At 58.1% G+C, this 22,700-nt stretch carries 22 protein-coding genes and 3 pseudogenes; 12 read left to right on the top strand and 13 right to left on the bottom strand.

Going from position 1 to position 22,700, the window contains the following annotated elements; all coding sequences use genetic code 11:
• Positions 1 to 327 precede the first annotated feature (327 nt).
• On the bottom strand, positions 328 to 933 hold the full coding sequence (locus tag EYC95_RS27065) for a trimeric intracellular cation channel family protein (protein WP_256657008.1): 606 nt from the start codon (positions 931 to 933) through the stop codon (positions 328 to 330).
• A gap of 3 nt (positions 934 to 936) precedes the next feature.
• The gene (locus EYC95_RS27060; RefSeq protein ID WP_131063050.1) at positions 937 to 2,277 is read right to left on the bottom strand and encodes an amidohydrolase; all 1,341 of its coding nucleotides are present in this window, start codon (positions 2,275 to 2,277) and stop codon (positions 937 to 939) included.
• A gap of 149 nt (positions 2,278 to 2,426) precedes the next feature.
• On the opposite strand from EYC95_RS27060, the gene EYC95_RS30260 reads away from it, so the two are divergent.
• Together EYC95_RS30260 and EYC95_RS27050 are read left to right on the top strand one after the other, a co-directional pair.
• Positions 2,427 to 2,696: a hypothetical protein gene (locus tag EYC95_RS30260; protein ID WP_165557513.1), complete on the top strand. Its 270-nt coding sequence runs from the start codon at positions 2,427 to 2,429 to the stop codon at positions 2,694 to 2,696.
• A 503-nt stretch (positions 2,697 to 3,199) separates the two neighbouring features.
• On the top strand, positions 3,200 to 3,658 hold the full coding sequence (locus EYC95_RS27050) for a metallophosphoesterase family protein (protein WP_131063049.1): 459 nt from the start codon (positions 3,200 to 3,202) through the stop codon (positions 3,656 to 3,658).
• Positions 3,659 to 3,787: 129 nt separating this feature from the next.
• On the opposite strand, the gene EYC95_RS27045 is transcribed toward EYC95_RS27050, so the two are convergent.
• Positions 3,788 to 4,852 carry an alpha/beta fold hydrolase gene (locus EYC95_RS27045; RefSeq protein WP_131063048.1) on the bottom strand — a complete coding sequence of 355 codons (1,065 nt, stop codon included), beginning with the start codon at positions 4,850 to 4,852 and terminating at the stop codon, positions 3,788 to 3,790.
• A 291-nt stretch (positions 4,853 to 5,143) separates the two neighbouring features.
• Between EYC95_RS27045 and EYC95_RS27040 the strand changes: the two genes are divergently transcribed.
• Complete coding sequence (locus tag EYC95_RS27040; RefSeq protein ID WP_218568857.1) at positions 5,144 to 5,512, top strand: hypothetical protein; 369 nt, start codon at positions 5,144 to 5,146, stop codon at positions 5,510 to 5,512.
• A 72-nt stretch (positions 5,513 to 5,584) separates the two neighbouring features.
• On the opposite strand, the gene EYC95_RS27035 is transcribed toward EYC95_RS27040, so the two are convergent.
• The 3 genes from EYC95_RS27035 to ppk2 all read right to left on the bottom strand — a co-directional run bounded on the left by EYC95_RS27035 (position 5,585) and on the right by ppk2 (position 7,447).
• On the bottom strand, positions 5,585 to 5,902 hold the full coding sequence (locus tag EYC95_RS27035; protein WP_371928439.1) for a DoxX-like family protein: 318 nt from the start codon (positions 5,900 to 5,902) through the stop codon (positions 5,585 to 5,587).
• A gap of 47 nt (positions 5,903 to 5,949) precedes the next feature.
• Complete coding sequence (locus tag EYC95_RS27030) at positions 5,950 to 6,402, bottom strand: thiol-disulfide oxidoreductase DCC family protein (RefSeq protein ID WP_131063046.1); 453 nt, start codon at positions 6,400 to 6,402, stop codon at positions 5,950 to 5,952.
• 127 nt (positions 6,403 to 6,529) lie between these two features.
• The gene (ppk2, locus tag EYC95_RS27025; RefSeq protein WP_131063045.1) at positions 6,530 to 7,447 is read right to left on the bottom strand and encodes a polyphosphate kinase 2; all 918 of its coding nucleotides are present in this window, start codon (positions 7,445 to 7,447) and stop codon (positions 6,530 to 6,532) included.
• A 199-nt stretch (positions 7,448 to 7,646) separates the two neighbouring features.
• Between ppk2 and EYC95_RS27020 the strand changes: the two genes are divergently transcribed.
• The 3 genes and pseudogenes from EYC95_RS27020 (at position 7,647) to EYC95_RS27010 (ending at position 10,803) form a co-directional block, all read left to right on the top strand.
• On the top strand, positions 7,647 to 8,582 hold the full coding sequence (locus EYC95_RS27020; RefSeq protein ID WP_131063044.1) for a Ppx/GppA family phosphatase: 936 nt from the start codon (positions 7,647 to 7,649) through the stop codon (positions 8,580 to 8,582).
• 382 nt (positions 8,583 to 8,964) lie between these two features.
• Positions 8,965 to 10,001: pseudogene (locus tag EYC95_RS27015) on the top strand (IS110 family transposase).
• Positions 10,002 to 10,383: 382 nt separating this feature from the next.
• Complete coding sequence (locus EYC95_RS27010) at positions 10,384 to 10,803, top strand: hypothetical protein (RefSeq protein WP_131063043.1); 420 nt, start codon at positions 10,384 to 10,386, stop codon at positions 10,801 to 10,803.
• Positions 10,804 to 10,935: 132 nt separating this feature from the next.
• Here EYC95_RS27010 and EYC95_RS27005 read toward each other — a convergent pair whose 3' ends face one another.
• The 3 genes from EYC95_RS27005 to EYC95_RS30785 all read right to left on the bottom strand — a co-directional run bounded on the left by EYC95_RS27005 (position 10,936) and on the right by EYC95_RS30785 (position 12,474).
• Positions 10,936 to 11,229: a DUF3077 domain-containing protein gene (locus EYC95_RS27005; RefSeq protein WP_131063042.1), complete on the bottom strand. Its 294-nt coding sequence runs from the start codon at positions 11,227 to 11,229 to the stop codon at positions 10,936 to 10,938.
• Between the two features lie 662 nt (positions 11,230 to 11,891).
• Entirely contained in the window at positions 11,892 to 12,113 is a 222-nt protein-coding gene (locus EYC95_RS30790) for a hypothetical protein (protein WP_256657007.1), read from the bottom strand.
• Between the two features lie 73 nt (positions 12,114 to 12,186).
• Entirely contained in the window at positions 12,187 to 12,474 is a 288-nt protein-coding gene (locus EYC95_RS30785; RefSeq protein ID WP_256657009.1) for an alpha/beta fold hydrolase, read from the bottom strand.
• 10 nt (positions 12,475 to 12,484) lie between these two features.
• On the opposite strand from EYC95_RS30785, the gene EYC95_RS30780 reads away from it, so the two are divergent.
• Both EYC95_RS30780 and EYC95_RS26990 read left to right on the top strand, forming a co-directional pair.
• Positions 12,485 to 12,769: a hypothetical protein gene (locus tag EYC95_RS30780; protein WP_256657006.1), complete on the top strand. Its 285-nt coding sequence runs from the start codon at positions 12,485 to 12,487 to the stop codon at positions 12,767 to 12,769.
• A 79-nt stretch (positions 12,770 to 12,848) separates the two neighbouring features.
• Positions 12,849 to 13,184: a hypothetical protein gene (locus EYC95_RS26990; RefSeq protein ID WP_131063041.1), complete on the top strand. Its 336-nt coding sequence runs from the start codon at positions 12,849 to 12,851 to the stop codon at positions 13,182 to 13,184.
• Positions 13,185 to 13,255: 71 nt separating this feature from the next.
• Here the strand turns inward: EYC95_RS26990 and EYC95_RS26985 are convergent, their stop codons facing one another.
• The 3 genes from EYC95_RS26985 to EYC95_RS26975 all read right to left on the bottom strand — a co-directional run bounded on the left by EYC95_RS26985 (position 13,256) and on the right by EYC95_RS26975 (position 16,102).
• Positions 13,256 to 14,941 carry a sensor domain-containing diguanylate cyclase gene (locus tag EYC95_RS26985; protein WP_131063040.1) on the bottom strand — a complete coding sequence of 562 codons (1,686 nt, stop codon included), beginning with the start codon at positions 14,939 to 14,941 and terminating at the stop codon, positions 13,256 to 13,258.
• 187 nt (positions 14,942 to 15,128) lie between these two features.
• Entirely contained in the window at positions 15,129 to 15,386 is a 258-nt protein-coding gene (locus tag EYC95_RS26980) for a hypothetical protein (protein ID WP_131063039.1), read from the bottom strand.
• Positions 15,387 to 15,526: 140 nt separating this feature from the next.
• Positions 15,527 to 16,102: a thioesterase family protein gene (locus EYC95_RS26975; protein WP_131063038.1), complete on the bottom strand. Its 576-nt coding sequence runs from the start codon at positions 16,100 to 16,102 to the stop codon at positions 15,527 to 15,529.
• A 105-nt stretch (positions 16,103 to 16,207) separates the two neighbouring features.
• On the opposite strand from EYC95_RS26975, the pseudogene EYC95_RS26970 reads away from it, so the two are divergent.
• From EYC95_RS26970 to EYC95_RS26960, 3 genes and pseudogenes are all read left to right on the top strand, one after another.
• Positions 16,208 to 17,174, top strand: a pseudogene (locus EYC95_RS26970) (GlxA family transcriptional regulator).
• A 38-nt stretch (positions 17,175 to 17,212) separates the two neighbouring features.
• Positions 17,213 to 17,602: a cytochrome c family protein gene (locus EYC95_RS26965; protein ID WP_131063037.1), complete on the top strand. Its 390-nt coding sequence runs from the start codon at positions 17,213 to 17,215 to the stop codon at positions 17,600 to 17,602.
• Positions 17,603 to 17,635: 33 nt separating this feature from the next.
• Positions 17,636 to 18,163: a GNAT family N-acetyltransferase gene (locus EYC95_RS26960; protein WP_131063036.1), complete on the top strand. Its 528-nt coding sequence runs from the start codon at positions 17,636 to 17,638 to the stop codon at positions 18,161 to 18,163.
• Between the two features lie 77 nt (positions 18,164 to 18,240).
• On the opposite strand, the pseudogene EYC95_RS26955 reads toward EYC95_RS26960, so the two are convergent.
• Positions 18,241 to 18,405, bottom strand: a pseudogene (locus EYC95_RS26955) (phage infection protein); the annotation flags it as partial.
• An 816-nt stretch (positions 18,406 to 19,221) separates the two neighbouring features.
• Here EYC95_RS26955 and EYC95_RS26950 point away from each other — a divergent pair.
• Positions 19,222 to 22,700: amino acid adenylation domain-containing protein (locus tag EYC95_RS26950; protein ID WP_256657005.1), on the top strand; the 3,479-nt coding region annotated here is incomplete at its 3' end.

The raw sequence follows: 22,700 nt of genomic DNA, 5'->3' as shown, positions 1-22,700 counted from the left end.
GGCGTTTGGTACTGGGTGGCTCTGCGAACGCCTGCTGGTCGCCGCCGTTGTCGGTGGGTCAGGCACCGCAATGTGTGTTGACGAACCTGCGTATCAGCGAGCTAACCAAAGCGGTGACCATGAGTGCGCGGCGCCGTCCCGAACATTTGTTCGAGAGACTATGTGACGTCGGCTGGGTTTGTTGGGCATGCCCGAGTCGGCGTGATCATAGTCGGCGTGTTCATAGTCAGCTTTTGGCCGATTGTTACTTTCGCGACGGGTTGCAAACGACCCATTGCAGTCAGTCGGATAGGGAGTAATCAGACGGTAATGCTCCCGACTTTTAAGTTATTTAGTAGAGAAAATGCCTGGCATTTGCAGGTGCTTGTAAATCGCAAGGAACCTCACGCTACAGATGAAGACTAGGGTTACCCAACCGCTGACCCAGATTGAGGGAATGGAGTCGCGCACCAGTACATAGAGAATGCAGCCGAGCAAGATTGGCGTGGCGTAGATCTCCCGTGACATCAGCAGCGAGACCCTGCCGGCCAGGGCGTCACGAACGATGCCACCCCCAATGCTGGTAAGGACACCCATCGTCACCGCCACAGGTTCGGTGTAATGCAAGCCCAGCACCTTCTCGGTGGCGACGATGGCGAACAACGCTCCGGCCAAGCCATCGAGATACAACAGCAAGCCTGACTGTTTTTGCATCCGTGAGGCGAGGAAAAATGTCACCAGTGCAGCCGCAAGGGCGACCCAAACGTAGTTGAAATCGTCGATCCAGAAAATCGGCACATCAAGCAGTAGATCGCGAACGGTTCCTCCGCCGATGGCCGTGATTACACCCAGTACAACGGCACCGAAAATATCGACATCGACCTTTCTGACTGCCAGCACACCGGTGATGGCGAAGACCGCCGTGCCGACCATCTCCTGAAGATAAAGCAGCATCGATCACTCCGTTCTCAGGTTGCCCATCAGGTGGTCGATTGCGATGTGTGCATGCAGCCTGACGCCTGTCTGCAAGGCGTCGTCATTGGCATAGAAATGTGGGTTGTGGTTGTAGCTGATGCCGCGCCCGCCCGGTATTGGCACAATGGCACCGTCTTTGAATTCGGCGTCCTGCACCCCGAGCAAGACATATAACCCGCCATACCGGTTAACGAACACTGAAACGTCGTCGTAGCCCAAGGTAGGCGCTGTCTGCACCAAGTTCTGCGACCCTACGACCGACTCTAAGGTAGGAATCGCAGCATGCACCCACTTCGCTTCGTTATGAACGGCCGGCACGTGCTGGAGAAATTCGGTCTCGGCCACGCATCCCTGGGCTTGAGCCAAGTGCGAGGCCAGTTGTTGCAAGCGCTGGCAAATATCACCCATGTCTGACTCCACGGAGCAACGCACCGTGCCCAGCAGTGTGACCGTCTCGCCAATTATGTTGAATCGGCCCTGATCTTCGATGTGCCCAAAACTGATGGTCACCGGGTTGTAGGCGGGCACTTGCCGGTAGATTTGCGCGGAGGCGCTGATGATCTCGGCAGCCACCGGCAAGGGGTCTTTGCCCATCCACGGGGTTGAGCCATGAACCTGTTGCCCGGTGATGACGATGCGTACGATCACCGACGCCGCATACTGATTGCCGATCCGATAGGCAACCACGCCATTCGGCAGCGGCCCAACGTGCATGCCAAACACCATCGTCGGCATCGGGTTCGCCAATGCCTGGGCATCATCCATCGCTGCCGCGCCACCGGTTTCACCCAGCGGCGGGCCTTCTTCAGCGGGCTGAAACACGAACAAGATCGTGCCGGCCAAATGCTCCCTCACACTGACCAATGCGTCGGCAGCCCCCATCAGCATTGCGGTATGGCAATCATGGCCACAGGCATGTGCAACCGGAAATGGCCCACCCGGATAGTCGTCGTCCACGACGGTAGAGGCGAAATCGATATCAACCAATTCTTTGACCGGTAGCGCATCAATATCGGCGCGCAATGCGATCACCTGATCACCGGGCTTGCCCCCGTGCAACACCCCGACGATGCCATGCCCTGCAATGCTGGTCCTTACTTCATCCAGCCCGAGTGAGTGCAAGTGCTCTGCAATAAAGCGCGCGGTGTTCACTTCGCGATTGGAAAGCTCGGGGTGAGCATGCAAATGATGTCGCCATTCGATCACTTGATCCGCCAATTCTTCAATGCGCTGGTCGATGAGCTGGTGAAGGTCTGTTGCAGGACGGGTTTCGCTACTGACGATGTGCCCGCAGACACTCTCAACATGACCTACACAAGACATACTTATTGCTCCCTGGTTCTGTCACATGCGCCTGCATGGCGCGGATCGTCGTAAAGATAGCCGACTATTTACGAGACATGTTTCTCGAAGGGCATTTGTCTGGGTAATCGGGAGGCTAACGGGGGTCGAGGGTAAGGGAATGTCTGCTCTTGGCCCGATTGCTGTCCGTCACGAAGGCCGCAATCGACCCGAAGCTCTCATCCCAGCGAAGTCACCAAGCTGGTTTCGATACCCGCCATACTCTCCGGCGGTTCGTTGATCAGCACGACTGCATCGTCACCCTGGTTCAGATAGATCAGGTAGTCGCCGGTCTCGAAGGTGATTTTGAAGGCTACAAGGCGAGTCTCCTGGTCCCATCCTTTGTCGACAACTCCTTCAACCTCAATGATGATCTTTCCTTCAAGAGAGCGGGCGGATAAGCCGCAAAGCAGATTTTCTCTACGCCACGAACAGGCGCTAGCGGCTTCAAGCTCGAAGGGCGCGGGGGGGGGGGCAGGTCTGATTGGTCAGCTCCAACACTTTCCCCATCAGCTAGCAAGTACATCGATACGGTCTGATGTTCGCCAAACCGCCATACTAACGATCCTATGTCTTCCGGACATTTCTCATCGTTGAAGTAGTACGGGTCATGCAATAACACGGAAAGTCGCTGACCCAGCAGCAAACGGGCATTTCCTAAGTCCTGGGTCATCCTCTCGCGGGAGGCTACATAGCGTTTAAACACTGAGCAGTGCCTCTTTAGCTAGTGAGAAGAAGTCGCAGATTCTAGCCGGGCAAATCGTTGAACGTCTCCTTATGGCTGCGGATTCAACCGGTCGATCCAGCCCAACCTGAAACAGCAGGCACAAAAACCACGTCAAGGCTGCCCGCACTCGCCGGGTTACACTCTGTCCCGATTCCTGATCCTGCTGCGGAGACGTGCATGAAAGTTGGTGTGATTTCCGATACCCATGGCCTGCTCCGCGCTGAAGCAATTGCTGCCCTGGCGGGTTGTGAACGGATCATTCACGCGGGCGACATCGGCAACGCCGACATTCTTGAACAACTAAAGGCTATCGCCCCCCTGTACGTTGTCCGCGGAAACAATGACCTGGACGCCCCGTGGGCAGAAAATCTCCCCGATCTTCTTCGTTTCGATCTCAACGGATGGGAGACGCTGTTGGTGCATGACATCGCCGATGTCCCAACCGAGCTCGAGTCGAGTACAAAACTGGTGATCACCGGCCATTCGCACAAGCCACGCATCGATTGGCGCGGCGATCAGCTCTATCTCAATCCGGGCAGCGCGGGACGGCGGCGTTTCAAGCTGCCGGTGACTCTGGCGCTGCTGGAGGTGCTCGACACCTCCATTGAGCCGCGCCTGGTCTCGCTGCTGGAGTGATTCTCGCGAACCGCGCTGAAGCAATAATGGGACTGGGTCTGCTCACGAAAGAAAAACGGCTCGTTCAAGAAAACGAGCCGTCGTTGTGCAGTTGCTTATCGGGGAAACTGCCCGGACATCAGAGCAACCTCACAGGTGATCCGCATCAATCACAGCCTTGGCAAACGCCTGCGGATCTTCCTGCGGCAGGTTGTGGCCGATGCCGCCGCTGATCAATCGGAACTCGTATTTGCCGGTGAAGCGCTTGGCGTAATCCTCCGGAGCAGGGTGCGGTGCGCCGTTGGCATCGCCTTCAAGGGTGATGGTCGGCACGCTGATCGACGGCGCGGTGGCCAGCTTCTGCTCAAGCGCCTCGTATTGAGGCTCGCCCTGGACCATGCCCAGACGCCAGCGATAGTTGAAGACGGTGATCTCGACATGATCGGGGTTGTCCAACGCCTTGGCGCTGCGGTCAAACGTGGCGTCGTCGAACGCCCATTTCGGTGAAGCCAGTTGCCAGATCAACTTGGCGAAGTCGTGGGTGTTTTTCTCGTACCCGGCGCGACCGCGGTCGGTGGCGAAGTAAAACTGATACCACCACTGCAACTCAGCCTTGGGTGGCAGCGGGTTCTTGCCGGCCGCCTGATTGCCGATCAGATAGCCGCTGACCGAGACCAGCGCCTTGACCCTTTCTGGCCACAGCGCCGAGACGATGCCAGCGGAACGCGCGCCCCAGTCGTAGCCACCGAGTACGGCTTGTTTGATCTTCAGCGCATCCATGAAGTCGATGACGTCACTGGCCAGCGCGGCCGGTTGGCCATTGCGAAGGGTTCTATCAGACAGGAAATGCGTATCGCCGTAACCACGCGCATACGGCATCAATACGCGATAACCCTTCGCCGCAAGCAGCGGCGCGACTTCGTCATAGCTGTGAATGTCGTACGGCCAGCCGTGCAGGAGAATCACCACCGGCCCATCGGTCGGGCCAGTTTCGGCATAAGCCACGTTCAGCAGTCCTGCCTTGATGTGCTTCAGCGGGCCGAACGGAGAGGGTGTTGAATAAGTGGCGTCGGCCTTGATCGCCGTCGGCTGTGCGGCGGCGGGCGTTTGTGCGTGGGCCGCGCCGAGCGCGCCGAACAGGGCAAACGCCAGCATCGACGAATTGACCAAGCGGCGGCGGGTGTTGCCGATGTTGTTTTGCATTGCCATCTTCATGCTGATGTCTCCGTTGCAAGCCGTTGGCCAGGGGATCTGGCTGAGCCCCTTGAAACCTTGAGTGCATTTGAACGCGGTGACGTATCTGGCCTGTGTCGAATCCCGGGACCGGTGAAAACTGATGTATCAAGAGGATAGCCAGACACAATGTGATGCACAGTGGCGCATTGAAAATTCGCGATATTGGCGCTGTGTTGCGACCCGACCGACGCGTACTCTTTTCCAGATCAACGGGCCGATCTGTGACAGCTTCGCTTTGAAGTGGACAGTGCTAATGCCGCGCGAGATTTCTTGCGAGGCCTTCACATCGCCGAAGGGGACATCGAGAAAGTCTGGAACGCCGTGCCGCTCCATACGACACCGGGCATTCCAGAGCACATGCATTCAGAGATCGCCCTGGTGCAGGCCGGCGCGGGGATGGACATGGAGGGGCGTGGGTTTGAGCTGTTCACAGACGAACAACGCGAAGCGGTGATCGCCGCCTGGCCCCGCGACACCGACTTTGCCCATCAGATGATCGACGCGTTTTATCACGGGCTGCGGTATCGGGCCCAGAGTACATTCGGGACCTTCAACGACGATTTCCTTGCCTACAAGGATCCAGGTTTCGAGCGGGTGAATCTTTGCAGCGTCATCTTGGGCTCAAGTTGGGAGCGGTGAGTTTTCCACTCAGCGCACCAGGCTTTTTGGCCGGGATACGTCGCGAGTGCGGATTGGTAGACACTTGTTCGCTCAAGCCTTGGTATTCCAGGCCACCGCACACAGAGCCAGTCCTGCCACATTGAGGGTGACGGGATTGAAGGCATCACGGAGCATGGATGGATTGAAAATCGCGACATCCAGCAGCAGGCCAGCCAGTGCGGTCGAGGCGACAATCAGCGGCCAGGCAATGCGTGGCGCGAGCAATATCCATAAGGCCAGGGCAATTTCCGCAACCCCGGCGGCATAGGCAAACAACTCCACCTGATGGATGCCATGGGCTTGAATCATGGTCCGCTCGCCAGGACTCAGCCACAGTAGCTTGGGCACCAGACCGTGGTAGGTAAACATGAACGCCAGGCTTCCCCGGGCGATCCAGTGGGTGCGTTTCAAGGTGCTCACGTGGGCGTTTTCAAGAATCGACGCTCATGGTCGGGATTGGGCAGCAGGCACGTGTCGTATTTCCCAAATAGCCGATATCGATTCAGCGCAACGCGATCGTAGGCCCAATCTCGCAACCTGCGCGGGCAGGCGCGCAACAGCCTCAGCGGGCGCCAGGCACCGGGCAGTTGGGCGATGACTTCGAAGACTGCATCCGAGCGCACCCAGTAGTGCTGGTCGCGGATCACCGCCATGGTATCGAATTGATCCAGAGGCAAACCGGCCCACGCCAGCAGCGCTTGCCCCTCGGGCGATTGCACTGCCGCCAGGCGGACGCGCCGATGGAGGTCGTGGCGGATCAGGAACCTTGCCCAGCCATTGCATAGCTTGCACACGCCGTCGAACAAGACCACGGTCTCGCCGGGTTGGAGTAATGGCGCGGGTGAGGGCCGGATTCTGGACGCTTGCATAAACATCGGTCCGTATGGGAGTGGTATCCCGGATCATACCCGCGTGCCAGGGCGAAAGTCTTTATGGGAAGCGGCAGCCTCTATCGAGACTGCCGCTGTCAGCGCGGGAACCCCCGTTTAAGCGGTTTTAATAAACCTGAGGCACGATGATTTCCGGTGGTGTCGGATTGCGCGAATAGTCTTCCTGGCGTTCGCGTTCCGGGAGTTCAATCATCGCCTGTTGCACCTCTTCATAAGGCATTTGCCCGAGCAGGTGACTGATGCAGTTAAGCCGGGCTTTTTTCTTGTCGTCGGCCTGCACCACCCACCACGGTGCTTCAGCGATGTGGGTGCGTTCGAGCATGATTTCCTTGGCCTTGGTGTAGGCTTCCCAGCGCCGACGGGACTCCAGGTCCATGGGGCTGAGTTTCCATTGTTTGAGCGGGTCATGAATACGGCTGAGAAAGCGCAGATGCTGTTCCTGGTCGGAGATGGAAAACCAGTATTTGATCAGCTGAATACCGGAGCGTGCGAGCATCCGCTCGAACTCCGGCACAGTGCGGAAGAACTCTTCATATTGGTCGGCGTTGCAAAACCCCATGACCTGCTCGACTCCTGCGCGGTTGTACCAGCTACGGTCAAACAGGACGATTTCACCGGCGGCCGGCAGGTGTGAGACGTAGCGCTGGAAGTACCATTGAGTCTGTTCGCGGTCATTGGGCGCGGGCAGGGCGGCAACCCGGCAGACCCGGGGATTGAGCCGCTGGGTAATGCGTTTGATCACCCCACCTTTACCCGCCGCATCACGTCCTTCGAACAGAATCACCACTTTGTGCCCGGTCTTGACCACCCAACTCTGCAACTTCACCAGTTCGCCTTGCAGACGAAACAGTTCGCTGAAGTAGCGTCGTCTCTCTTCCTTTTCGTCGTTGTCGCTCAGGTGCTCGTCAAACAGCGCGTTGAGGTCGTGTCCGTCCTCCCGTAATTCCAGTTCCAGCTCCTCGTCACTGTGATCGAGCAGCTCGCGATGGATGCGTTGCACCAGGGTGTCATTGGTTAAAAGCATGGCTGGAACTCCTGACGAGGGTGGAAGTGCCCATGCTAGGCCGGGGGATATGACGCAGACGTGACGATGAAGGGGCGGGGCCAATAAGGTGCGGTGTCATCTTGGTGTCACCTAAGGCATGGCAGGATCATCGCAAACCGTCTTGAACACCCAGCGCAACCCCCGCCCGCGGGTTGATGAATCTGCCAGGAATCCCACCATGAAAGGAGACGCCTCCCTGTTTGCGGCCATTGACCTGGGCTCCAATGCGTTTCGCCTCATGATTGGCCAGTCGGTCAAACGGAACCAGCAGATCGTGATCCAGGAAGTCAAAACCCTGCGCGAGCCCGTCCGTTTGTCGGAAGGATTCCAGGGTGGCGCGCTGGATGAGTTGGCGTTGGATCGGGGGTGGCAAGCGCTCGCGCGATTCGGCAAAAAACTGCGCGGCTTTGAGGCCGGACGGGTGCGGGCCGTGGCGACCAGCGCGGTGCGCGAAGCCGACAATGCCCAACTGTTTCTGACCAGTGCCGAGCGTCATCTAGGTTTTCGGATTGATGTGATCTCCGGGCATGAAGAAGCCCGGCTGGTGTACGCCGGTGTTGCCCATACGATACCGAGTGCCGCGAGTATGCGACTCGTCGTGGACATTGGCGGCGGGTCCACCGAGTTGATTCTGGGGCAGGGCACACAGCCGCTGTTGACCGAAAGTATCGCCATTGGCAGCGGCACTTTTGGCACGCGTTACTTTCAGGGTGGATGTATTACGGCTCTGGCCCTACTGGAGGCTGAACGTGTGGCCACGGTGCAATTTGAAAAGGTCGCACGTCGTTACCGTGCACTGGGTTGGCAGCAGGCCATCGGTTCTTCAGGCACCGCGCGGATGCTCGCCAAAGTCCTCAAGGCCAACGGCTTGAATGACGATGGCCAAAGCGGAATCACCTACGGCGGCCTGCTGCGCCTGTCGTTGCGCCTGCTTGAAGCGGGGCATGTCAATCATCTCAAATTGGCGGGCTTGCAAACCCATCGCCTGAGTACCTTGCCGGGCGGTCTGGTGGTCATGCTGGCCGCGTTCAAGGTCTTTGGCATTTCTCAGATGACACCGTCCGAGGCGGGGTTGAGGCTCGGGGTGCTGCATGGGTTGATGGCCAGGCACTGACTGGATGCTGAGCGCCAGGCTTTACCTGGGCGCACACCGTCAGTCAGCGAGACTCAAGCGGCGGGCGAGCGGCAACTATCCTGAAGCGGGCGAAACCACCCTGACGGAGACAGCAAACCCATGAAGAAGGAAACCATCGGCGTAAAGGAAGGAGAGGGACACCTCGCGAACGACTGCACGCGCCGAACCGGCGAAATGAGCGCCAAGGGCTAACGCCGATCAGATAAGCAATGTTCTGCGACAACGCAATTTCTGTAATTGGATGGACTCGCCCAAGCCGAGGCGTCAATGCGCCACGATGGCAGTCTAAACAGCCAACGACAGCGAGGGCGAGTCCATGAAAAAGCATACTTCGATTGATCAATCCCTGTCTTCTTCCGATTTGTCGGCCTGCACAACCGTGGCGGTCGATCTGGCCAAGCAGGTCTTTCAGGTCGCCGGTGAAGACGTCCTCGGCCAGGTGCACTACGAGCAACGGATCAAGTCGCGCGAGGCGTTTTATGAGTTTCTACGCCAGTTGCCGCCTCATGTCGTGGTTCTGATGGAGACCGGTCCGGGTGCTCAAGCCTGGGCCCGGCAGCTGCAAGACCAAGGCAATCTGGCCCGGATTCTTCCAGCCGGTTTGGTGGCCACCCATCGCAGCGGGCCTAAAAATGATCGCAACGATGCGCTGGCGATTCTGCGGGCTGGTCGCGATGAAAGATCTACGCAGTGCCGGTCAAAAGCGTTGCGGCGCTGGCAATGCAGGCGTTGCATCGCGCCCGCCAAGGCTATGTGCGTCGACGCACGGCGGTGAGTAATCAGATGCGCGGCCTGCTGCTCGAGCATGGCGTGGCCTTGGCGCAGGGCGATGTTGCGATCAGCCAGAAAATTCCGCGGGTACTGGAAGATGCCACCCAGCCGGTGCCGGGCCTGTTGCGTGAACTGATCGACGAACTGTTGGCCGAGTGGCGCCATTTGGGCGAACGCATCAGCGTGCTGACGGGGCGCCTGGAAGTGGCCGCCAACGCCGACATGACGGCGAAGCGACTGATGACTGTGCGCGGCATCGGCCCAGTCACTGCCACGGCACTGGTGGCCAAGGAAACCAAGCCTGAGCGATTTCCCAATGCCCGCAAGTTTGCCGCGTACTTTGGCATGGTGCCTGACCAGCACAGCAGCGGGCAGACGGTCAGGCTGGGGGACATGACCAAGCGAGGCGATGTTTATTTACGCAGCCTGATGATCCAGGGAGCCCATGCGGTACTGCAACAACTACGACCTGATTCCCAGCAGCCCGATGACCGCCGCTTGTTGCGCTGGATGAGCCGACTGGGCCGTAAGGAGGCTGCGGTCAGGTTAGCCAACCGCAACCTGCGAATCGTCTGGGTGCTTCTACAGAGCTGGCGAAGCCTGCGTTCGGCTGCGAAGCAGTCGTAAACCCAGAGTGCACGGTATGCCTGACACACCGCATTGCCTGATCTTACGACTGCTGCGCAGCCGAACGCAGGCTTCGCCAGCTGCTACGGATCGCGTGACGGCTTAACCGACGGGCATTAGGCAAGGGGACGGGGTTTTTCATGATCCTAAAATGAATTCGTTCTCAATTCTCCAGTTTTGATGATGCATTGGAGAGTTGATATGAGTAATTGATATAAAAAACTGTCATTTATTGCAGGTGCGGCTAAAAATCTTTTGCTTGATAGTTAAATCTGTTTCTTATAGTTCAAGCGCTCGCGAAGTTGAATCAAAATTCACAAGGTAAGAACCATCGGAAGCCAAGAGTTTTGGTGTCCGCACTTGAAAAAAGGAGAACTGCAAAATGGATCTTAATGTTTATGCAAATCAAGACTGGCAGAGTTTTGGCACGGTTAGGGAGGATGGTAATCTGTATGCAGACGGACTTTGGAACTTCAACAAAGATGACCGAGGTCGAAAGTGTGGAGCGAACGGTAACAATTCTAGTGGCCGCTACTACGTCATGAACGCAGATCCGAGCTGCCCTTTCCCCTCAGGGAGAATGGGTCAGCTCGTCATGAGGTCGGGCAATACCGTCACAGGTTATGAGAATTATTTTTCCTTGAAGGCAGGTCAGATTTTTGAACTGCGCATTAACGACGGCGGGCTCAACGATAATGAAGGTTCTCTGCTACTTAGGTTTGTGCCCAGCTCCGTGAGTAAAGAAATAAAGGACCGGGTAAACCCTGACAGAGAGCCTGGCCACTACTGGATTAATGCATAAAACAGAGGGGTGGGTTTATTTATGACTCTAAAATAAACCCGTCACCATTTGTCGCAGGGCCGTTGTATCCGCTCTGCGCCGAGGATCAGAAGCCCCGACAAAGTCGGGGCAAGCATCTGGAGTGGTTAGCCGCTATTTTGCGACTTTCATACTCGCTCTATCAGGTCGTGGCGTAACCGCTTTGACCACATCATCAATCACCGCCTTCCCCATTGCCGTCAAATAGTGCGCGGCCCACGAAAAACGGTCCGTTTCTCTGTCATAGGCGGCGTCTTTTGTAAGCGCCTTGGCCAGGAACAGTAAATCTGAAGCCATTGCCAGTGCTGCATCGACAGGAACGCCGGCGCTGACGTGGAACAGGGGACGGTCTACGCAATAGATGCAGGGGGTGAAGCCAATGGTTTTTGCTTCTGTTGGTTCGGTCATTGATCACCTCCATAGACGCAAAGGTGAATAGGTGACGAGCAGCACCGCTCAGAAGACTGGTGAGTGAGAAGACGTGTTTCGGACGGTTTTAGTTTGTTCATTATCAGTTCCCTTGATTGGAGGAACTGCCACTTAGCTGTCTCAAAAGCGTGGGTGGCAGCCGTGCGTGGTGTGAGACCCGGCAATCAAGGTAACCGGTAGGCCCGAAAGCCTTCCACGCACAGCCGCCATAAAACCTGATCGCTGACGAAAAAAAAACGCCGCAATAGGTTCTGTGGCGCTTTGCGCCTTGATTGTCCCCGGGGTCTCACGCCCGATCGCTGAATGTGCAGCGACGTCTGGAGAGTATCCCGACAAAGATAGGACCAACAAGGCGGTAGCAAGGCAAAAAGAGCACAAAGTGTACCCCCTTACGCAACTCTCGGATTTTGCCTACAACTCTGACATGAAGCCACCCAATATTCTGAAAAGAGCACCGCCAGCGACGAAGACGGCCCGCTGCTCGGCGAGGTGGCAGCGCTGGCTCCGGTGCAACGCACATGTCCAAGCCCCAAATGACAGGCGAAAAAAAACCGCCTTTGCGGGTCGGTTCTTTTGTAAGCCTCAGTTTGCGGCTGGGGCTTGGTGCGTCTCACGGGCAACACTAGCGTGGGGGCACAGTATTAACCTCTGCTTATCCTTGCAACGTTATTCAGCTTGCGGCGGATGAAGAACTCCGGATCGGCGTTCATCATTCGTTCCGGGGGCGGTGCGTCCTGGGTCATGAAAAACCAGTGCCAGGAAAATTTCCCCCACTGGCGCGTCACGTTGTTCAGCAAATAATGCTGCGGCAGCATGTCGACGAAGCCGGCCTTGAGCAGCTTGTCGCCGTGGTCCAGGCACATGCTACAGCACCCGCGCGCCACGGTCGTGACCGGCGGTATAGAACTGCTCGAAACCCAGCGACTGCACTTCGACCTAGTCCTGGGCCATGGCGCGGAAGGAATAATCCGAATGATCACCGCCCCTTTCCGGTTTGGAGCTGTCGCCGTATCCGCGCAAGTCGGTGCACACCACGGTGAAATCCTTGGCCAGGCGCGGCGCAATCTTGTGCCAGGACAGGTGCGACTTGATCATCTTCGGCTTCCTGGCTTCGATCATCGGCTTGATTCCGCTGATGTTCACCCACGACCTCATCATCTGCGCCTGTGGCCTGAGCTTCTCGTTCTTCTGATCGGAACTGGCGGACTCGCCGCTTTGGGTCATCGGCACCGAGGTGTCCCACGAACACTCCGCGACCTCCAGCGCCTGCACCTTCACGGGCATGGCCCTGGCGGGTGCCGTGTCGCCGGTGGTGATCGGTTGGTTGCTGGATATCACGGGGAATAACTGGGCGGTGGCGTTTGGTGCTTCGATCGCCGTGGTACTGCTGGGGCCGGTGTTGGCGATGTTTATCAAACTGGACGATGAGCCTGCTCTCAAAGCTGAGCCACAACGTTTTTACCCTCCAGAACCGGAAGCCGCCGCCAACCAAGGGGCGGCAATCGCCTGCTTTAGCTGATACCAATTGGCCACCTCTTCCGTTAGAGTGTGCGCCGCCCGAGAGATGGATCCCGGGCAACATCTCATGGAGTTTCTCAGTGAAGTACCTCAGTAAAGTGGTTGCCGTTACTCTGTTCGGTCTGGCTCTGGCGGGTTGCACCGGCACTCCGATGAACACTCAGCACTATGAAAGCAGCCAATACACGGTGATCGGCCACAGCGAAGCGACGGCCACTGGCCTGTTGCTGTTCGGCATGATTCCGATCCAGCAAAACAACCGTTTTGTTCGTGCCCAGAACGCGGCGATCAAAGCCAAGGGCGGTGACGCGATGATCAACACCCAAGTGCAGGAAAACTGGTTCTGGGCTTGGGTCCTGACCGGCTACACCACCACGATCTCCGGTGATGTGGTCAAGCTGAAAAACGTTCAGTAAGCGCAGAGCACCGCCTGTTGGCTGTGGCGAGGGGTAAACCCCCTCGCCACATGGAGGGTGAGTTGGGGCGCTCAGTGGCGTTGCGTCACGCGAGCCTGCTGCGCCACCCGATTCCTACCCGACCACTTCGCCTGATAGAGCTGCTGATCAGCGCGTTTGATCAGTGCGGTCGTATTGCTATCCGATGACTCGGCAAGCCCGATGCCGATACTCACCGTGACGTGCCCGACCGTGGCAAAAGTGGCCTCGGCAATCGCGGCGCGGATCTTCTCGGCAACGACCTCGGGGCTCTCGGGTTCCTCGACTTCCGGCAACAGCACCGCAAACTCCTCGCCACCGTAACGGGCCACAAAGTCAGTGGCGCGGGTGGTGTCCTGAATCAGCCGGGCGAGTTGGTGCAGCACTTCATCACCGACCGCATGGCCGTGGGTGTCGTTGATTTGCTTGAAGTGGTCAGCGTCTATGAACAGCAGCGCGAAGGGCCGGCCGGTGCGTTGAAACAGCAGGTTGCACTCGTCCAGTTTCTCGTCGAATCGCCGCCGGTTGTACACGCCGGTCAGCGCGTCGTGGGTGGCCAGTTTCAACAGATCGGCATTGGCCTGGGTGAGGGCGGCTGTGCGTTGCGCGACCGTGGCTTCCAGCGACGCATTGGCCTCCTGCAACTCGCGCTCCTTGCCGAGCAAGGACTGCGTCATGCCCTGGAGGGATTGGCCCAGTTGGGCAATTTCTCGCACCGAATGATCACGGGGGAAGGTCACGCCGGGTTGTTGGCTCTGTACCTGTTTGGCCGACTTCGCCAACTGCTCGATCGGGCGACTGAGGTACAGCGCGAGGTAGTAGGCCACCAGACCGAACACGATCGCGGCGATGACACCCAGCCCCAGCAACTTGTACAACAGGATACGTGCGGGTTGAAGCGCAATATCCAGCGGCTGCCGTACCGCGATGTACCACGTCAGGTCGGTGCTTGAAGGAGTGGGCACCGCGACAACGCTGGTCAGGTAACCGTTGCCCACTGACCAGCCAGAAGTGTCGGAATGGTTTTCCCGGGCCACCGGCATATTCGGCATGAGTTGCCCCATGAGCGATTCCGGGTAGAGCACTTTGCCGTTGTGGTCGACGATCAGCGCCTCCACTTCAGGCGTCATGTCCTTGCGCAGCACCGCCGCGTCAACAATCCGCGTCACCCAACTCCAGTGGGCATGAGCGCCCAGCACACCGATCACCTGGCCCTCGACATTGCGTATCGGCGCGGCGAAATCGATGAAGCGCAAAGGTTCACCTCTGGCGGTTCCCGGCAGCAGTTTGGCCAGCAACACCGCCTCGTGAGGATCACCGGTGTATGCACCTCGTAACCCGGCCTGAAACCAGGGGCGCTCCTTTACAGATTGACTCACCAAAAGGCCATTCACGGCTTGCCGCACACGTCCGCTGGCGTCCGCCACGCCCATCCAGGCGTACTCGGCGCGGGACTGCGAACGCAGCTCCATCGAGGTCAAGATATCCGGATCGTCCAGGTCACCATGTTTGAAAAACGGGGCCCGACTGAGCAGGGACACTTCGAGCTGACGTTCATGCAACTGAGCGCCCAACAGCTCGGCTGCGGACCTAGCCGTGCTCAACAACGCATTGCCGCTCGCTTGCTTCATCTGCTCGGTGGCGATGTGGCCCACGTAGAATCCCACGCTTACGAGCGTGAGCAGCGACAAACCGGCAAACCAGAGAGTCAGGTGGCTTCGCAGACTGGCTTTGATCATGGGGGCCTATCTGAAGTTTTTGGAGTCGTGGCATGGTATGCGCAATGGTCGGGTGGTTGCCAGTGGCGGCGCTTTCATGGCCCTGGTGGATCGGGCGCTGGGGAGCCGCCCAGGTCGATGTCGCGAAACATTCGCCAGCGCGATGACGTGAAGCAGATGCAGCGTTACAAACCTGACTGGAAGGCGGTCAAACCGCGTTTTTGAATTCCGTCAGCAACCGCTCAATCTGCGCCAACTCCCAGGTGCTGAGCAAACTGACCGGGTCTGTGCCGTAACGTTGCCAGCGGTCGAGTTCACCCTTGCGGCCGTCCGGGCTCTGGCAACGTTGGCAATGCAGCAGGCGATGGCCGTCGAAGTCGAGGCTTAGCCGCCAGCCTTCGATATCGACGTGCATGTGGCCGGGCTCGGGTTGTTCGGCGAGGCGAATTAGAGGCCGAACTTCCATGGCGGCGTCGCGCAACTGTTGGTAAACCTCGCGGGCGGTCAGGGGGGGCTCAGAGGTCTCCGGTTAAATCGCGGCAAGCATGGATGCTGGGTGCACAGGATAGAGTCTGCGCTTGCCGCTGTCAGCGGATAACGGGCGCCTCAAACTTCTTCGAGGGTCTGCGGACGCCGGGCAGGCTGACCTTCCTCAACACGAAGCTCATGGCTCATGTCGTTGCAGCTTTGCGACCAGTCTGTCAGCCACTGTGGCATCGGTGGCGATTGTTCCGCCAGGCCCAGCTCCCGGGCAAACTCGCCGGGTGCGACCGTGCCTTTGCCGGCGCGAAAGAGACCGCGCATTACGACCACGCCAACCACGCGTCCTTTGCTCATGAAACGGTGCTCCATGAAGCTCCACTTATCGTCCCAACCAAGCATCCGGGTGTGAATCTCGAACGCTTCGAACAGCTTCAGCTCACGCCGGAATTTACCCCAGGTATCGCCAACGATCGGCACCGCCTTATTGCGCAGCGCCACCCGAAATGCGCCGCTGCGCAGCACGTAGTCCATGCGTCCCAGGTCGGCCAGGGTGAAATAGCGGCCATTGGTGACGTGGCGGTTGAGGTCGAGGTCGAGCGGCCAGACGCGCAGGCGGATGACGGTGGTGGCCATGGCATCAACCGGTTTGCGCCACGGGCGACGAAACAGCATGAGGAACAGTCGAAACCAGAGATTCATAAGTACGCCGATGATTGAGTGACCGGTGCACTTTAGGGGGGAGGGATCAGATAAGGTAGGTGCGCAAATGACTTTTTTCATGCGAAAAGCGCAATTGGATCATGTATGCACGTCACTCTTTTACTGGCGGACCAATGCTCCGCTGCCAGCGCCACCATGGCCCTGGAAGTGCTCAGCGCCGCCAATCTGTTCGCAGACTCGGCGGGCGCACCTTTTGAAGTCGTCATTGCCTCCCTTGATGGCAATGATGTCGCCGCGTGGGGAAGGGCAGACACTGCGCGTGGACCTGTCCACCAACGAGGTCCCGCGAACCGATCTGGTGCTGATTCCCGGATTTCTCTTCACCCTGAGGGACGCCTTGCCGGTGTTTTCGGCCTATGGGCCATGGCTGCGTCAACAGCACGCGCAGGGGGCCGTTGTGGCTTCAATGTGTACGGCGGCGTTCATGCTGGCCGAAGCAGGTCTGCTGGATGGCGTTCGGGCAACCACGCATTGGGCGTTTGCAGACCTGTTTCGTCGGCGGTATGCCGAGGTCTGTCTGGAGGAGACGCAGATCCTCTGCGAGGACAATCGCGTGATCACCAGCGGCGGCGCGAGTGCCGCCATGGACCTTTTGCTGCACCTCGTGCGCCGGTTTGCCTCATTGGATCTGGCGCAGAAATGTGGCAAATATTTGCTCGTCGACACGGTGCGCAGCGAGCAATCGGTGTGTGTCATGTGGTCTATGCCGAAGAGTCACGGGGATGGCGACATCCTGCGGTCGCAAAACTGGCTGGAGGCACACTTCGATCAGCCGCTGCTGATTGACGATGTCGCCCAGCGCTTCGGGTTCGGCGTGCGCAACTTCAAAAGGCGCTTCAAGGAGGCCACCGGGTACACGCCGATTACCTACCTGCAAACCCTGCGTCTGGAGAAGGCCAAGCAGCTGCTTGAGTCCACGCGAATGACTCTGGACAGCATCACGTACGCAGTGGGCTACGAAGATGGCAATTCATTCCGTAGACTTTTCCGCCAGAGGGTGGGGTTTCTGCCGGCGGCTTACCGGAAGAAATTTCAACCGGGTGCGAGTTGATTCACGAGCGATAAGCCACAGATGATTTGGAGCAGGACATGAAGAAAACCGCAGCACTCACCTTGGCCTTGGTGCTCAATGCCGGGTTGTTCAGCGCGCAGGCACACGCGGCCGGCGATGCTGAAGCGGGTGCGACACTGTTCAAACGCATATGCGGCGGCTGCCATCAGGTCGGGGAGTCGGCACGGGGCTCGTTCGGCCCGCAACTCAATGGCATTTTTGGACGCCCTTCGGGCAGCACCACGGATTACCAATATTCCGACGCCATGAAATCAGCCGGCCTCGTCTGGACCCGCGAAACCCTGACTGCGTACCTTGAAGATCCAAAGGAAGTGGTTCCGGGCACCCGCATGATTTTCTGGGGGCTCAGCGATCTGGAAAAGATCGAAAACCTGTTGGCGTACCTTCAGACCTTTCAGCCGCAATAGGCTTCCCGACGTTCGCCAAGGATCAATAAAGCGATGCAACGAACCACCTCGCGATTGCTTTTTAGGCCACCGCAAACCGAAGACCTGGCCAGCCTGTTCGCAATCTACGGCGACCCTGCGACGAACCAATACAACCCGGCCGGGCCTTTGACCCATATTGACCAGGCTGAAACGCTGCTGAATGACTGGATTCGCCACTGGGCCATTCACGGCTACGGACTGTGGACTATCGCCACCCGTGCGGCTCCGGATGGCGTCATTGGTTACGGCGGTATTGGTTTGCGCAAGTACGGTGATGTCGAGCGGCTGAATCTTGGGTATCGATTTGCCGTGTCCGCCTGGGGCCAGGGGTATGCGACTGAGTTGAGCAGGGCGTCGCTTGAATATGGATTCGACGAGCTGAAGGTGGCTGAGGTTTTAGCGCTGGTCAGGCCCGCCCACAGCGCCTCGACAGGCGTGCTGGAAAAAATCGGCATGCAACGTGTCGATGTGCTGGACGACGTACCGGGGCAGCCGCCGAGTTTTGTTTACAGGATCAGTCGCTCCTTGATTGGGGACTGATTTATTTTTGCGCATGAAAAAGCCCGGCTGGTCAGGCCGGGCTTTTCATTGAGTACCGCGGTGAGGCTATTCATTTATGCAGCGTGGCTTTCGATCAGACGGTCGGAGCCACCCTCTGCTACACGACTTTCAATCAGACGATCCGAGCCGCCTTCAGCGACAAACGGGTGAGCAGAGGTAGCGGCAAAAGCGTTAACTGCAAAAACCGAGAAAGCGATGCTGAGGAGGATTCGGCGTTTCATGAGGGTGTGCTCCGGGGTGTAGTTGTTTGGTATGGAGCCGATGTTACGCCGCGGATTTTTTATGAGAACTTCATTGAGTTGATGGAGACTATCGACGTAGGCAATGGATGACAGAACGGTCAAGGCGACCGCGTATACCATGGCAATCGATACGTGGGAAAGCGCCTACAAAAAACTCACGAAACGGATATTTCACACTCATGAATCGAACTTGATAACCGTCAGTGTGGCGGTTTACTTCGTTAGGATGTGTCAGTTTTTGACCGGTATTGACTTCGATGTGTCAGGGGTAGACTCTTGGCGTCGATAGGCCTCGTAGCTGAAATCGGATCGAAATCGTTTTGCTGAATACACTCAAAGATCATTGTTTATCTCTAACGCAGAAAAGAAACGTCGTGGCTTGTCTGGCCATGGATGTTGTTTTTCATGGGCGGAAATAACCCGTTTTTTTAGCTGTGATCTGTCTGGAATGCCCGGCAGGCGCGGTTTCGGTGTGTGTGATTGCGCTGGCAAGATGATGTCGGCTGATACGCCTGTTTTACATGATAGATAGTGATTAGTTCTAATGATCGATACTTTGCCGTTGGATTGGCTTGAGACATGCGGCAGGTAGAAGTCAATAGATAATATTCCATGGACTTGCACTTACATGATGTAGGTGCAATCAATCGATAGAAGTGACCTTGTTCACTTCTGGAGGCAAGGATGCACGACCAAGTTACGTCTGAATATTCTGTTCATCTGTGTATTCATCAGCTATTTGAGGCGCAGGTTGCGTGTAGTCCTGAGGCAACGGCACTGGTCTTTGAGGGCGAAGTGCTCAGCTATGGCGAACTCAACGCCAGGGCCAATCGGCTGGCGCATCGGCTGATTGCTTTGGGCGTCAGGCCTGACCAGCGCGTGGCGATCTGTGTCGAGCGTTCTGCGGCAATGGTTGTTGGCCTGATGGCGATCCTGAAGGCGGGTGGCGCCTATGTGCCGCTCGATCCGGAGAACTCGGGGGCGCGACTGGCGTTCATTCTTGGCGATACGGCTCCGGTTTTGGTGCTGGCTGACGCGGCCGGGCGCCAGGCGCTCGGGGACGCTTTGCAGGCTCATACCGTCCTTGATCCCCGAGATGTCCAGACCGAAGCGGACACCAGCCCTGAAGTCAACGGCCTTACCCCCAAAAACCTCGCCTATATCATCTACACATCGGGCTCAACCGGACAACCCAAAGGGGTCATGGTCGAGCATGCTCAGGTGGTGCGTCTGTTCGATACGACACATCCATCCTTTGGTTTTGAGGCCAGTGACGTCTGGTGCCTGTTCCACTCTTTTGCTTTCGACTTCTCGGTCTGGGAATTGTGGGGCGCCCTTCGTTATGGCGGCACGCTGGTGTTGGTCCCGCAGGCCATCACCCGTTCTCCGCAAGCGTTTTACCAGCTGATTTGTGAGCAGGGCGTCACTGTCCTGAACCAGACCCCGAGCGCCTTCACAGCCTTGATGGAATACCTACAACCGTCATCGGACCATCTTCGTTACGTCATTTTTGGCGGCGAAGCGCTGCGACCGTCGACCTTGCGCGACTGGTATGGCGTGCGTGAAGAATCTTTCCCGCAACTGGTCAACATGTACGGGATCACCGAAACCACGGTCCACGTCACTTACTACCCGCTGACTTCATCGGATGCGCAACAAGCCGACAGCGTGATCGGTCAATGTCTGCCGGATTTGAATCTCTATCTACTCGACGCGCATGGCCAGCCTGTTCCGATGGGGGAAGTGGGTGAAATGTACGTCGGTGGCGCCGGTGTTGCGCGCGGCTATCTGAACCGACCCGAACTGACGGCAGAGCGTTTCCTGCACGACCCTTTTGCGGGGAAGGCTGACGCGCGGATGTACAGATCGGGGGATCTGGCCCGTTATCTTCCGAACGGTAATCTGGCGTTTATGGGTCGCAATGACGACCAGGTGAAGATCCGCGGTTTCCGGATCGAGCTGGGTGAGATTGCCGCCAAATTGGCCGAGCATCCCTCCATCCGCGAGGCGGTGGTGGTGGCGCAAGGCGAGGAGACCGACAAGCGTCTGGTGGCTTATGTGTTGATGCAGTCCGAGGTTCATGACGCATCGGTAGATTCTGAAACTGGCTTGGCGCTGGCGGCAACGCTCCGTGATTACCTGAGCAGCCGTTTACCCGACTACATGGTGCCGTCTGCCTTTGTGCGGATGGAAAGCTTCCCCCTGACGGCCAATGGCAAACTTGATCGCAAGGCTTTGCCTGTTCCGCAGGAGGATGCTTTTGCCCGTGAGGCCTACGAGGCGCCGCTGGGCGAGATAGAGGTCCTCCTTGCCGGGATCTGGTCGGAGCTGCTTGGCGTTGAACAGGTCGGTCGCCATGACAGCTTCTTCGCCCTTGGCGGCCACTCACTCATGGCCGTGCGGCTGGTCAGTCGCATAGCAGCCTTTGGGGCTGAATTACCGCTTGCCACCTTGTTCGCCTCTCCAACGCTCAAGGCTGTGGCGTTGGCGATTGAGGCCCAGCGCAACGCTGGCGCTGTGGCGCGTGCATCGATACGGACCCTCTCTCGCGATGAATCCTTGCCGCTGTCCTTCGCTCAGCAGCGACTGTGGTTTCTGGCCCAACTCGACAGTGGGATCAGCGACGCCTATCACATCCCTCTGGCCCTGAGATTGCGCGGCCAGTTGAACGTGACGGTCTTGAAGCAGGCCCTCGATGCACTGTGGTCGCGCCATGAGGCATTGCGCTCGGTCTTTGTCACCCAAGAGGGCGAGGTTGAAGTGCGTCTGCTGGCCAGCGACCAGGGTTTGCCATTGCGCGAGATTGATCTCCCTGGATCGGACGCAGAAACCGAGCTGGCAAGGCTTTGCACCGAAGAGGCTCGGGCGCCCTTTGATCTCGCTACTGGCCCGCTGATTCGGGCTTGCCTGATCCGGGTACCGGTCGCCTCATCCGCAGATGAGCATGTATTGCTACTCACGCAACATCACATCGTCTCGGATGGCTGGTCGCTCGGCATTCTTTTGCCTGAGTTGAGTGCGCTGTACTCGGCGTTCAGCAACCATCAGGCCAGTCCATTGTCGCCGCTGGCAATCCAGTATCCGGACTATGCCGCCTGGCAGCGGCAATGGCTGTCGGGGGAGCGTTTGAATGAGCAGGCGGCTTACTGGAAGCAGGCGCTGGCCGATGCACCAACGCTGCTCGACCTGCCAACAGACCGGCGTCGGCCTGAGCAACAATCCCTTGTGGGCGCCTCTGTGCCGATCGAACTCAGTGCAGAGCTGACAACGGCCCTCAAGCGTTTCAGCCAGCAGCAGGGTGTGACGCTGTTCATGACCGTGTTGTCGGCCTGGGCAGCAGTGTTGTCACGCCTGTCGGGGCAGGAAGATATTGTGATCGGCGCGCCAAGTGCCAACCGGGGCCATTGCGACATCGAGCCGCTGATCGGCTTCTTCGTCAACACACTGGCGCTGCGGATCGATCTTGGCGACAACCCGAGCGTTACCGACCTCATTGCGCGAGTACGCGAGCGGGCACTCAAGGCTCAGGATCATCAGGATCTGCCGTTCGAGCAGGTGGTGGAGATAACGCAGCCGCCTAGACGATTGAGCCATACACCACTGTTTCAGGTGGTATTTGCCTGGCAAAACTACGATGCCGGCCAATGGGCCTTGCCCGGCCTTGAAGCCAGCCACGTGGGTTCTTCTTATGAGGTCGCGCGGTTCGATCTAGAGCTGAACCTGGCCGAGGCGGGCGATCGAATCGTCGGGGCTCTTGGCTATGCGATGGCGTTGTTTGACGCAGCCACGATCGAGCGCCACGTGGGTTATCTGAAGACTGTCCTTGCCGAGATGACCCGGGATGCCAGCCAGACTGTCGCCAAAATAGACCTGCTTGAGGCGTCTGAGCGCACCTTGTTGCTCAAGACGTGGAACTCGGTGGATGAATCCTGCCCGGCTCATCTGTGTATGCATCAGCTATTCGAGGAGCAGGTTGCGAGCAATACTGAGGCAACCGCACTGGTCTTTGAGGGCGAGACACTCAGCTATGGCGAACTCAACGTCAGGGCCAATCGGCTGGCGCATCGGCTGATTGCTTTGGGCGTCAGGCCTGACCAGCGCGTGGCGATCTGTGTCGAGCGTTCTGCGGCAATGGTTGTTGGCCTGATGGCGATCCTGAAGGCGGGTGGCGCCTATGTGCCGCTCGATCCGGAGAACTCGGGGGCGCGACTGGCGTTCATTCTTGGCGATACGGCTCCGGTTTTGGTGCTGGCTGACGCGGCCGGGCGCCAGGC

It is taken from the genome of Pseudomonas sp. BGI-2 (genome assembly GCF_004310295.1).
In the GTDB taxonomy this organism is placed as follows: Bacteria; Pseudomonadota; Gammaproteobacteria; order Pseudomonadales; family Pseudomonadaceae; genus Aquipseudomonas.
Note: the sequence above shows the minus strand (reverse complement) of the source record. Positions and strands in the feature narration are given on the sequence as shown.